10 protein-coding genes are annotated in these 11,392 nt (G+C 39.8%); 2 read left to right on the top strand and 8 right to left on the bottom strand.

The window, feature by feature from the left end; all coding sequences use genetic code 11:
• Nucleotides 1-51 precede the first annotated feature (51 nt).
• The 4 genes from BV375_RS20985 to BV375_RS20970 form a co-directional block, all read right to left on the bottom strand.
• On the bottom strand, nucleotides 52-741 hold the full coding sequence (locus BV375_RS20985; protein ID WP_086763872.1) for a filamentous hemagglutinin N-terminal domain-containing protein: 690 nt from the start codon (nucleotides 739-741) through the stop codon (nucleotides 52-54).
• A 306-nt stretch (nucleotides 742-1,047) separates the two neighbouring features.
• Complete coding sequence (locus BV375_RS20980) at nucleotides 1,048-2,439, bottom strand: NAD(P)-binding domain-containing protein (protein ID WP_243714003.1); 1,392 nt, start codon at nucleotides 2,437-2,439, stop codon at nucleotides 1,048-1,050.
• A complete protein-coding gene (locus tag BV375_RS20975) occupies nucleotides 2,423-3,250 on the bottom strand; it encodes an SDR family NAD(P)-dependent oxidoreductase (RefSeq protein ID WP_086763870.1) in 828 nt (275 codons plus the stop codon). Before BV375_RS20975 ends, BV375_RS20980 begins: the two co-directional genes overlap by 17 nt.
• 170 nt (nucleotides 3,251-3,420) lie before the next feature.
• Complete coding sequence (locus BV375_RS20970) at nucleotides 3,421-4,407, bottom strand: SDR family NAD(P)-dependent oxidoreductase (protein ID WP_086763868.1); 987 nt, start codon at nucleotides 4,405-4,407, stop codon at nucleotides 3,421-3,423.
• A gap of 240 nt (nucleotides 4,408-4,647) precedes the next feature.
• Here BV375_RS20970 and BV375_RS20965 point away from each other — a divergent pair, with 240 nt between their 5' ends.
• Entirely contained in the window at nucleotides 4,648-5,091 is a 444-nt protein-coding gene (locus BV375_RS20965) for a hypothetical protein (protein WP_086763866.1), read from the top strand.
• Between the two features lie 91 nt (nucleotides 5,092-5,182).
• Here BV375_RS20965 and BV375_RS20960 read toward each other — a convergent pair whose 3' ends face one another.
• Nucleotides 5,183-7,396, bottom strand: a complete 2,214-nt coding sequence (locus BV375_RS20960) for a CHASE2 domain-containing serine/threonine-protein kinase (protein ID WP_086763884.1) — start codon at nucleotides 7,394-7,396, stop codon at nucleotides 5,183-5,185.
• Nucleotides 7,397-7,510: 114 nt separating this feature from the next.
• Between BV375_RS20960 and BV375_RS20955 the strand changes: the two genes are divergently transcribed.
• Nucleotides 7,511-7,804 (top strand): DUF5674 family protein, encoded by a 294-nt coding sequence (locus tag BV375_RS20955; RefSeq protein ID WP_339376778.1) that lies wholly within the window; start codon nucleotides 7,511-7,513, stop codon nucleotides 7,802-7,804.
• A 119-nt stretch (nucleotides 7,805-7,923) separates the two neighbouring features.
• On the opposite strand, the gene BV375_RS20950 is transcribed toward BV375_RS20955, so the two are convergent.
• The 3 genes from BV375_RS20950 to BV375_RS20940 all read right to left on the bottom strand — a co-directional run bounded on the left by BV375_RS20950 (nucleotide 7,924) and on the right by BV375_RS20940 (nucleotide 11,386).
• Nucleotides 7,924-8,793 carry a DUF350 domain-containing protein gene (locus tag BV375_RS20950; protein ID WP_086763864.1) on the bottom strand — a complete coding sequence of 290 codons (870 nt, stop codon included), beginning with the start codon at nucleotides 8,791-8,793 and terminating at the stop codon, nucleotides 7,924-7,926.
• On the bottom strand, nucleotides 8,790-9,845 hold the full coding sequence (locus BV375_RS20945) for a peptidoglycan bridge formation glycyltransferase FemA/FemB family protein (protein ID WP_166507490.1): 1,056 nt from the start codon (nucleotides 9,843-9,845) through the stop codon (nucleotides 8,790-8,792). Before BV375_RS20945 ends, BV375_RS20950 begins: the two co-directional genes overlap by 4 nt.
• An 86-nt stretch (nucleotides 9,846-9,931) precedes the next feature.
• Nucleotides 9,932-11,386, bottom strand: coding sequence for a spermine synthase (locus BV375_RS20940; protein ID WP_086763878.1), 1,455 nt, complete (start codon nucleotides 11,384-11,386; stop codon nucleotides 9,932-9,934).
• Between the last annotated feature and the right edge of the window lie 6 nt (nucleotides 11,387-11,392).

Below are 11,392 nucleotides of genomic sequence, written 5' to 3'. Positions count from 1 at the left end.
TGATACTCCCCCTCAAGTGTTCCCTTTGTCAATAATCCTCTACCTGAATCCTTACTCAGCTTGTAGAATTAAATCTCTGTCAGCCTCAAGTTTTCCCTGTAGATCCAAATTACCTGCAATCAGTTTTAAATCTTGCCCTACAGTTAAACTTCCAGTATTTTTAATAGTTCTATAAGAGTCATTTTTACCATACTGTAAACCTGGTGTAAGATTAATTTTCAACAGTGGTGGTGCTTGTGGATCTGTGGCGCTAAATTCCATCCCGTTGCCAAATACAAATGAGTTCGCCGTACTCGCCATAAACGAACCCGCCACATCTAACCGTGCATTTTGCCCAAATATAATGCCATTAGGATTGAGTAAAAATAAATTGGCTGCACCATTCACCCCAAGAGTACCAAGTATGTTGGAGACTTTAGCCCCCGTGACTCTGGTAAGAATATTCTCAATTCCTGTGGGATTACCAAAATAAACTCGTTGGTTTTCGCCTACATTGAATTCTCGAAAACTATGGAATAGGTTAGCACCGAGAGATACACCACCATCAATGCGGTCTGCGGCAAGTCCTTGAATGTTAAGATTGGGGGTAATTGTTGAAGAGCTTTCGCCTAATGTTTCATCAGGGATGATCTGAGCATCGGCAGAGTTTCCATCAAAGAATATTGCAGGGGCAAAGACTCCCACAACGCTAAAAACGCTGACTAACCACGAGCGCCAACTTCGACCGTCACAGGTTGCCATCTTAACTTTGACCTCACCTGTTTATTTGATTTACGCCTACTAGCAGTTTTGTAACAACTGATGAGATTGATTTAGCGATAAACTTGTCCAATATTAATTTCATTTCAGCAGATCTTGTGGCTATATTAGAGTTAAATTTTTTGAACTTACAGTTAGCTTTATCTGTCAAGGGTAAGCCACAGCGTCCTGTTGCAATAAAGCGAATATTGTTTCGCTCAATCAGTACAAAGCGTCATCGTTTCCTCTTATGCCCTCCAGGCAAAATTCCTCACCTGACCCTTCTTCTAGTTTCTTCGTACCACTTTGTCACAATTTAGATACGTTTGCCCTGGGTAACGACTGAGGTTTCTCGATACTTTGTGAAGCAGGAAGTGGTTTATTACGAAAATCGGGATATTTGCTATCAACTTGATAGGCTTTTTTAACAATCCAGTGAAAGAAGAAATTAACAAGCTTTAATTGCCTAAAAATCTGCTGCGGATCGGCAAGATGAGTTTTCGGTAATTGTTGTCCCATTTCTTTGAGAACCAGACCAATAGGTACATTTATCTCATCCTGGAGTTTAAGAAAACGGATGAACAATGAATTGTAAGCGGAAATCAGAGATCCTACCCCGCCTCTTGCTTGCCCCCAACCAATAAAATACAGTCCTTTGTAATCGGCGAAAAACGAGCCGCCATAACATTGAACTGCTGCTCCTTCAACGCGCTGAAGTTCTTGGGGTAGAAACGGATAGGCAACGTAGTAGCCAGTAGCACAAATTATTAAGTCAAATGCTTCTCGGCTACCATCAACAAATTCCACTTCCCAACCATCCAAACGACGCACACTAGGTTTGGGGGTGATTCTTCCGTGTTTAATGTAATAGGGCACCTCGTTGTTTAGAGTTGGATGCTTGGTAAAAATTCGATAGTTGGGTTTAGGTAGACCATAATCTTTATGAGTACCGAACGTCAGGCGGATTATCCCGTAAGCCAGGAGCCGTTGAACCCATTCTGGCATCCACCATTTAATTAAATCGGCTACTGGTACTCCTGCAAATGATTTGGGAATAAACCATACTGATTCACGCATACTCAAAACAGATTTAGCGCCGACGCGGCCTGCTTCTGCTGCAATATCGCAAGCTGAATTGCCGCCACCGATTACCAAAACTCGCTTGCTAGTAAGCTGATTTGGGTGTTTGTAATCTTTAGAATGGATAATTTCTCCGTTGAATTCTCCCTGAAATTTGGGAAAACGTTTGCACCAGTGATGACCATTACAAATCAACACTCCTTCATATATTCGCTGTTCTCCATTAGCAAAAGAGACTTCCCAGAAATTATTTTCGACTGGTCGCACATTACTAACTGTACGGTTAAGTTCGATATGCTCGCGCAAGTTAAAATGATTGGCGAAGTCGTTCAAGTAATCCCGCATATTCTGAGCACTGGGAAAGTCGGGATAATGCTCAGGCATAGGGAAATGGGTAAATTGGGTAATTTTGCGTGACGAGATGATATGTGCTGTTTCGTAAACGCCGTGATACCAATTACCGCCGATATCGTCACTAGCATCGACTTGATCGTAGGGAATATCAGCAGCTTTGAGTACTTGAGCCATACCTAATCCAACAAACCCAGCCCCAATAATCAGATGTTTGTCAGTAGTATTAAATATCTTTTCAGTTTTACTAGAATTACTTACGTTGACCAACTTTCAACCTCCTGATAAATGCATCACTAATCCAGTCCAGTAGCAAGGGAGAATATCTTTTCAGCAGATGGACACTTTTAGCAGTTGCATCAGGAAATACGTGCAGTTTGTCGTGAACAATTCCTTGAATGGTTGCGCGCATTACTTTTGCTGGATCGGTTGCCAGACTTTCTGGAAAACCTTCCTCGATCAGCTTACCTAAAGTTCCATAAGTTTCCGATTGCAGAATTGGAGTGCGACTAAAAAAGGGATAAACAGCTGTAACTTTTACTTGATGGTCTTTGACTTCATTGAAAAGTCCTTCGCTGAAGCCACGCAACCCGAATTTGCTAGTTGCATAATGAACTAACCCAGCCGGTGCTGACCAGCCTGCTAGTGACGAAATATTGACGATGTGCCCTTTTTGGCGGGCAATCATATCAGCAGCAAATAGGGCACTTAATCGCATTGGTGCTAGTAGGTTTACCTGCATGAGTAGCTCCCATTTCTCGCTAGGAACTTCATCCATGCGACCAAAGTATGCTATACCAGCGTTATTTATTAATATATCGATGGGTATATTGAGTTTTTTAACTTGGCTATAAAGGGTTTCACATCCTTTACGAGTAGCAAGATCAACAACGAAGCAGGCTAGTACCTCTCCAGTTGAAACTATGCTTTGAATTGCTGCAACTCGTTGACGCAGAACAGCTTCATCCAAATCTGTTAGAATCAGTCGGCTACCAGCCATTAATAATTGTCGGGTTAGTTCCTGTCCGAATCCGCCAGATGCACCAGTGATAAGCACAACAGCTTCATTTAGCTGGGTCATTTCTCTCTTCCATAATTAGGAGAATTATTTTGTTTAATGAAATTTTTTAACAACTAAAGGCAAACTCATCTAAATCATTTTGACAGAAAAGGATATTTATAACCTAATAAAAATCAGGTTTTTGATGTCATCTGATTTACCAGAAAGTAATTAATTGAAATATATTTAGATTAAATTTGAGGTGATTTGAGTGTCGTTAGCAGTAAGAGCAACCAAGGCACTTTCAAATCTGGTATGAGCCATGTGTACTTTCTTAGTACAGGCAATGCAAAAGGCATTAAAAAACGCAGAGAGCGTAGAGATACGGGGCGATCGCCATTTTGATCTACAAGTTTATAATGTTGAGCGAGTTCGGCTACAATCTGCACTCGTCCGGTGCGAAGCATCACACTGGAATCTGCTGCTAGTGCCGCAACCACTCTTCCTGTGAGTAAGGGGGTTTCCCAGTTATAGCGCTCAACGAGTAATGAGTTTCTCTGGTTAGTAGCATTGTTTTCGTTCATTTGTGATGTGAGGCGGGATATATGCTCCGTGCCTACAATCCCTGGCCAGAGTGAAAGTGAAGCGATGTTATAAGGCTTGAGTTCAACGGCCATATCAGCGGCTAGGCGATCGCATCCTGATTTACCAACACCGTATGCTGCACCGAAAATATAAGACAACCCGCCCCAGGAAGAAATCGTACAAATCAATCCAGAGTTACGCTTGCTCATCATCCGAGCTGCAAAAACACTGGTAACATAGTGGCTACGCAGACCTACATTATTGCAACTATCCCAAAGGCTGGGTTCAAAATCCCAAAATGGCTTTCCTTGAGCATCACTTAATGCTTGGACTCCGGAAAAAACATTATTTACCAGTAAATCGAGTTGTCCATGCTGCTCATCTTGAATGCGATCAAAGAGCGATCGCACCTGTTCGTCGTTACTATGATCTACTGGAACAGGAATACATACACCACCGACTTCTTCAATAGCGGCTCGGGTTTCCTCTAGACTACCTGAAATACCATTATTGGCAGGAGATATAGATTTATCTAAACTGCGACCAGTAATATATACGATCGCACCTGCTTCACCAAGACTAATAGCAATTCCCTTGCCAATTCCCCGTGTAGCACCTGTGACCAAGGCCACTTTACCTTCAAGGTGTTTCATTTTCAAATCGGCCTGTTTGTAAGTGCCTAGTATTTGTCTGCCAAATTTAGCTGAGGGTACTGTGTTTAACAGAATAATGATACCAATTCACCGTCACAATGCGCCTAATATCCCACATTCAACTGATAAATCGCTCTCAAGTAAGAGGTAAATTCTTTGCAGTGGCAGAAGATTTTCTCACTTCACTCAAGTATCTTAATCAGTTGGTAAACAAATAGCCACAAGCTGGAAGCATAGAGCATGGATAACACAGAGAATCATACTGAAGCGAACATTGTGCCTCTAACATCATCTAATGAAGCGAAGCAAATATCGCGCGTCATTAAAATAGATGGTCAACGTCCGGTTGATCCAAGTGATTTAGAGATTCAGGATACTCTCGACATTGATGGTCAACGTCCAATTGCTAAGAGCGACATACAATCAGATCAAACAATTGACATCGATGGTCAACGTCCGATTGCCAAGAGCGATTTTCAGGAGCATGAGATGCTAGCTATAGACGGCTTACGTCCGATTGACCCCAGCGATTTAGAAGTTAAGGATACTCTCGACATTGATGGTCAACGTCCGATTGCTAAAAGCAACTATGAGGTTAAAGATACCCTTGATATCGATGGTCACCGTCCCATCACTTCAAATAATACAGAAAAGTCTGAAATTACAACAGATTATGTTGATTAAAGTTCGTCCTGTTCTTAACCAGTAAAGGGAACTAAACCACCTCAGAAACTCACCATTTCTGCATGGTAACGGTTGCCAATGCTCGGAAAATTTACTCGGCAATAGATTTTAAATCTTCGAGGACGGCGCTCGCAGATTGATAGCGATCGCTAAAATTATAACGCACCATTTTATCTAAAATCGCTGCCAATTCTTCGCTAACTTGTGCTTGAGAACGCCAGATAATATTGCCTGTTTCTAGATCTGGGTGAAGTTCCTGTGGTGAAATACCAGTGAGGGCTTGAATTCCAATCATCCCTAAGGCGTAAATATCACTACACAAGCGAGGATGTCCAGCAAATTGCTCTGGTGGGGCATAACCCCGCGTTCCAATAGCTACTGTTGCTAATTCTGTTTGCTCACTATTTGGTGGTTGCATTAACTTGACTGCACCAAAATCAATCAATACCAGCCGATGATCTTGAGCAGATCTAATAATATTAGCTGGTTTGATATCTCTATGAATCACGCGATGTTCATGAACAAATTCCAGTACTTCTAAAATACCTTTCAGCATATGGATAACATCAGGTTCTTTCTGTAAACCTTGTACAGGGGGTAATTCCTCACTCAAAGTTTGCCCAGGAATATATTCTTCAACTAAATAAAATTCTTGATTATCTTCAAAGTAAGCAAGTAGTTCGGGTATTTGATGATGTTTACCTAAAGCTTCTAAAATTTCTGCTTCTGTAATAAATAACCTTCTGGCAACTTCTAAAAATTTAGTATCTCGACGTGCTGGCATTAACTGTTTAACTACACAATTAGGATTACCAGGGCGTTGAGTATCATGTGCTAAATACGTACATCCAAACCCACCAGAACCAAGAATTTTTGAGATTTGGTAACGCCCACCTAAGAGAAATTCACCAGTTGTTTTTGCTGTCACAATTTTGGGTATATTGTGAAGATATTGGTCTTTAATTGTTGTAACTGTTGTAGTTTCTTTTAAGAGAATATCTAACTGTTCAATTACTTCTTTTTGTTTTTCAACTTGCAGAATAATCAACTGACTTTGCTGCTGAACCTGGTAGGTAGTATAAGCTATGACACTAATACCAGTAATTACCAAAGTAAGAGTAGTTGGTACAAGAGGAACCCATCCGGAGAGAAGAAACAAACCAAAGCAGATACCCACCAAAGCAATTACGCTTATACTACCTACTACCACTAGTAGCAAAGGATGGCGCAACCACCATGCCAAACTACCGCCTATTAATGCCCAAGCCCATATCCAAAGAAATTCAGCCCAGTCAGGCCAGTCCCAAATTAGAGGTCTGCCATCTAATACATTACTGATAATTTGACTTGCTATCTGTGCATGAATGAATACAGCAGGTGTTCTAGCTGGTTGCTGTGGTGAAGCACTATAAGGTGTATATAAACCTGGATGAATACTGGCGGCAGTAGCACCAACAATTACTAAACGGTCTTTGATTTGATTAGGATTGACTTTATTTGTGAAGACATCTGTTAAAGTAACTTGCTGGGCAAAGTGAGCAGGGTGACGGTAATTTAAGAGTAATTGGTAGCCTTGAGCATCCAAATGTTCATAGCTGCCGTAATTAGCTGTCAAAGTTGGAAAGATAGTTTTACCCACAGAAAAATGGTGTTTATCGGGAAAATCTAATTCAAAACCTGCTTTTTCTAAGTAAGTAATTGCTGCTAATGCTGCAAACGAAAATTCTGTTGTACATTTTTTATCTGTTTTTGTAGGGTGCGCAAATACCAATCCACGCCGGACAATTTGATCGTCTTCGTTATCAGAAATAAAATCGTTATAGCCGACATTATCTATAGGAAAGTTAGGTGGCGGTGCAATTTCTGGTCTGCTAATGCTACTCAATAAACAAGTAGCAATAATATTATTGCGATTTGGTATCCTAGCCGCTAAATTTTGTTGTGCTGGACGGAAAACATTTAAGCCAATAACACGAGGTTGATATGACTCTAGTTTTTGTAGCAGCTTATTGATTGTATTATCTGATAACGGCCACTTCTCGCGCTCTAGATCGTTTTCAGTAATTGTTACCAATAAAATCCGACGATCTGGCTCTTCTAAAGGACGCGATCGCAACATTTGATCGTAAACTTTTAATTCCCAAGACTGTAACCATTTCAGTTCGCGCACTCCCCATACTAAAGCTGTCACCCCCACACTGGTGGCTAGAACGATTTTCAGCCATTGCTTTGTGGGAGAACTGTCTCGATAACCCCGATCTTTGGTAAATGCGCCTCGAAGTTTTTGTAAGATTCCACTAATCACAGGATTGCGGCAATAGCCTAAATTTGGTAGATGTTGAGAGCTTTGGGTTAAAAGCTGATAAACCCAAGCTTTATTTAATTTAGCAATTTCCAGTGACAAGAGCAGAAAACTTCAGTGTCAAATAATGCGGAAAAACGGCGACAGAGATCCGAAAAGATTGATAAAATGAACAACTTTGAGCCAATACTTTGTGGTTTTGCAACTATAGTTACAGGAGGAGGACAACAACACGCTGAGTGCGAAGCAGCATTATTAAAAAATGCTAGCAAGCAAAAAAATATTTGGGATGCTGACTGGATACCATTTACACAAACAATGGCTTACGAGTCAATTATCAATATTCGCCCCAGTCAAAATAATCGCTCGGTGATCATTCAAGGCCTTAAAATAAGAGAACGTTTTAGCTGAAGTTGCAGAACAAGCTGGTGTTTAGTCTCACAGAGTATTAGATATGTCAGGCTTACTGTCTGAATGGATAGCGCTATAGCGCTAGTTCAGTAATAGTAGTTAACAACTTAATCCTCAATTTATAAGCACCAAGCAATTAAAAAAGAAGCTGCAATATAAGCAAAGCCTTCAATTAAACCTGCACCTATATTTGGAATTTCCTGATTGACGATTTCATCAGAGATTTTTACGCCAGGTACTAAAATTAAATCGGCTAACCAGCGAATTACTATCAGTGAACCTAAGCAAAATAATAATACCAAACCATACTGAGTGAAACTATCAATCCAGTTCTCAAACTCAGACGCAAAGGCGACTCGCACAATATTACCTGTAGCAATGAGTAACCCAGCTAAAGCTACACCAGCAGCCGGGTTATTGCGCTTTTCAATTTCTGCAAACACATTATATTTAGTAATTTTGGGATAGACGAAACTCACTATTACGAGTAATCCCAAACCTATTAACCAGCACACTAATGCTACTAACCAGCCACCACTTTCGCCTGCTAAAGCTGCACTTAAAATCAGTCCGTTGGCGATATGGTTTCCTGCTTCTACAGTAGCAGCGCCAACGTTACGGTCTTGGATGATTTCTCGTTCACAATTAAAGTGGCGCAAAATTAATCTATCACCTACCCATGCACCTGCTAACATTAATAAAATTACGGTTGCACCGTAGCTGACTAAATTTAATGCTTTATCTTGCCAATTAACTGCACTTTGACCGAGAACGCCACCTAAAGCAATTACAATACCAAAATAGTAACCCACTAAGGCAATAGCAACAGCAGGGTTATCTTTAACAAACAGTTCTAGATTTAATTCTATCCGCCGCCGAAACAGCTTTTGATAAGCTAACTGTCCCAGCCAAAATACGCCAAAACCTACTACTAACTCTAGTAAAATAACTCCTAATTGAGTAAGTAAATTGATAATTTTATCGTTCATTTGCTACCACCTGCCAGGTTTTGGAATAAGCTAATTAGCGTATCAGCCAACTGGTCATAGAAGAAATAATCGTGAGCGCCTATAGTAGTTATTGGCTTACCACCGAACTGACTTTTAAATTGAGAAAATTTAGCATAACTATGATTGGGATCGTGGGTAAAACCATAAAAATCATAGAATTGGCAACCTCGCATTTTTGCCCTTTGCATTGCATCCCAGTGTAAGCTGTAGTTTGCCATTACTTTTGGATGTGCTAAACTACGTCCACCATATAAATAAGTGGCAATATTACCGCAATATACAACTAAAATTGCTGCTATTATTTCACCTTGCCAATGAGCTAAACCAATTTCTGCCATGTCAGATGCGAATAAAGTTTGGCAAAGATTGATAAAAAAGCCATAGGGTTCTCCAAAAAATTTCTGCCGTTGCACAGTTTCCCAAAACAAGTTATAAAATAAGGGAATTGTTTGGGAGTCGCTGCTGAATTCTATTTTGACACCGTAGCGTTGACTTAGCCGGATATTGTAGCGTCCTTTTGGCTTCATTGCTGCCAATATTTGGCTCGCATCTGGGCGTAAATCTATTAATAAACTTTCCGATGGTAGTAAGTCAGCAGGCGCACGGACGAAGTTTTTAAGATAATCAGGTTTTGATTGCCATAGAGGTTCAATCCGCAGAGCGATCGCTCCTAATTTTTGTACTAATTCCTTAGCTTTATTTAACAATAATTCTATCCCTTCCTCTGGCAAATTCTCTGGTAAAATTGGACCGCCAGGTGCAATTAATAAATTGGCTTTGTTGGAATGGGGATATAAATAATATATACATCCTCCTATTAATTGACTCTTGGCAAACAACCCGTAGCGAAAGCTTTTATAACCCTCTATTTCTTTAAAATCTGCCCAACTACAAGTTTGCATAAAGCAACTGTGTTGGAAATTTTTGACCAGCAAATCCCAAGCATGATATTCTGCTATATTTAATTCTCTAAGAGTTAATTTTATATCCTCTTTTTCTAAGGAATTTTTTATAGCATTACTTGTTTTCATGAATTATGTTATTCCTGGTATTTAACTATGGATTTATTAGATCCCCGACTTCTTAAAGAAATCGGGGATCTGAAGCGATCTCATCTTTATTCATCTTTCGGGCGTGAGAATAAACTACTTAACCAGATTCCTGCGATGCTAGTCAATACGAAACCTGTAAATTTCTTACCAAAGCTTCCGTCATCGCTCACATAACTGCCACTACTAGTACTGCTGCTACTACCAGAATAGAAGCCTTTCGCAAATACTGAATCTGGTGCTACTAAATTTGCCATTAATAGCGTTACCGATAGCATGGCAATAAATTCAAGAGTTTGAGGAGGTAGCTTTGCTAGCGGCTGATTAGAGTTAATTTTATCAGTTAATCTTTTCAAATCACTGGCAATTTGTGGTGGTAATTCCTGCGCTCTTGCTAACAGACTATTCAACAACTGTTTAATATCGATTTCTGCCAATAACTCTTTAATATTTGCCAGCCATGCTGATGTCATATTTTGACTATGGTAGCGATGACGCACAGGTAAATATCGATTTATATCTGGTAAATTTTCTTGTGCTGTTGGGTTAGAGTAAATATTTTCTATCCAAAACTTTGCTACTGATTCTAAATCTAATAGATCGCTTTCACCGATTTTGGCTGTTACCTGTTCTTCAATATCCAAGAAATCAATACTGGTGTCAGATTGTAAGTCTAAATATTCTTGCTTAGATGTAGAATTCAATAGATAATAGAATAATTGCGGACTATCTAAAGTGTGAATTATTACCTCATGTCGAGATTCCGCGATCGCACTCTCAAATACAAAGGCCTTTAGTAGCTGGCTATGAGTTAAGGAATGTAAGTTATCTGGGAATTCAAGTGTTTCTATTTCATCTCGCCTAATTACTTGCGGTGAGGCTAAAAAGAAACCCCAATTCCCATAACCATGATCGGAAAATGAAGGGATAGTTAGGTGTAAAGGCTTTACTGTCAAATCTGCTGATAGCAGCGTTTGATATAAACACCAAAAACCCGTTTTTCTATTTTCAGGCGAAACGCCGTTAGTACAAATTACTCCCGAAGGTATCAAAAGACGATGGAGTTCTTGAAACCATTCACGACTGTATATCCTGGTGTCGTCTGAGGAATGGGGATAGGTAAAATCACAAATAATAACGTGATAATAATCATTTGGCTGTTGGGAAGCAAATTCAAATGCTTCTTGAGTATAGACAGTTACCTTATCTTCTTCTAAACTGCCTAGATTATAAGGTTTAAATACAGTTGTTGCTAATTCTAAAACTTCTGGATTGTAATCAACTAAATCAATCTTTTGAATTTGCGTAAATCCTAATACATCTCTCGCTGCTAGTCCATCCCCACCACCACAAATCAGGACACGTAGTTGTGTTTGCGGAAATCTTTTACTAGCTAAAGCTATTGCTGGAATTACTAAATACTCATGATATATTGCCTCATCAGCAGTATCAAACTGCAAATCCCCATTTATATAAAAGGCAATACCGTCATCATGCTGTTCAATAAATAATGAATTAGGCATTTGCGA

It is taken from the genome of Nostoc sp. 106C (genome assembly GCF_002154725.1).
GTDB lineage: Bacteria > Cyanobacteriota > Cyanobacteriia > Cyanobacteriales > Nostocaceae > Aulosira.
Note: the sequence above shows the minus strand (reverse complement) of the source record. Positions and strands in the feature narration are given on the sequence as shown.

Excerpts from the sequence above, each read along its gene's own strand:
- BV375_RS20985 (WP_086763872.1), bottom strand. The coding sequence starts at position 741 with ATGGCAACCTGTGACGGTCGAAGTTGGCGCTCGTGGTTAGTCAGCGTT.
- BV375_RS20940 (WP_086763878.1), bottom strand. The coding sequence starts at position 11,386 with ATGCCTAATTCATTATTTATTGAACAGCATGATGACGGTATTGCCTTT.
- BV375_RS20975 (WP_086763870.1), bottom strand. The coding sequence starts at position 3,250 with ATGACCCAGCTAAATGAAGCTGTTGTGCTTATCACTGGTGCATCTGGC.
- BV375_RS20945 (WP_166507490.1), bottom strand. The coding sequence starts at position 9,845 with ATGAAAACAAGTAATGCTATAAAAAATTCCTTAGAAAAAGAGGATATA.
- BV375_RS20950 (WP_086763864.1), bottom strand. The coding sequence starts at position 8,793 with ATGAACGATAAAATTATCAATTTACTTACTCAATTAGGAGTTATTTTA.
- BV375_RS20965 (WP_086763866.1), top strand. The coding sequence starts at position 4,648 with ATGGATAACACAGAGAATCATACTGAAGCGAACATTGTGCCTCTAACA.
- BV375_RS20970 (WP_086763868.1), bottom strand. The coding sequence starts at position 4,407 with ATGAAACACCTTGAAGGTAAAGTGGCCTTGGTCACAGGTGCTACACGG.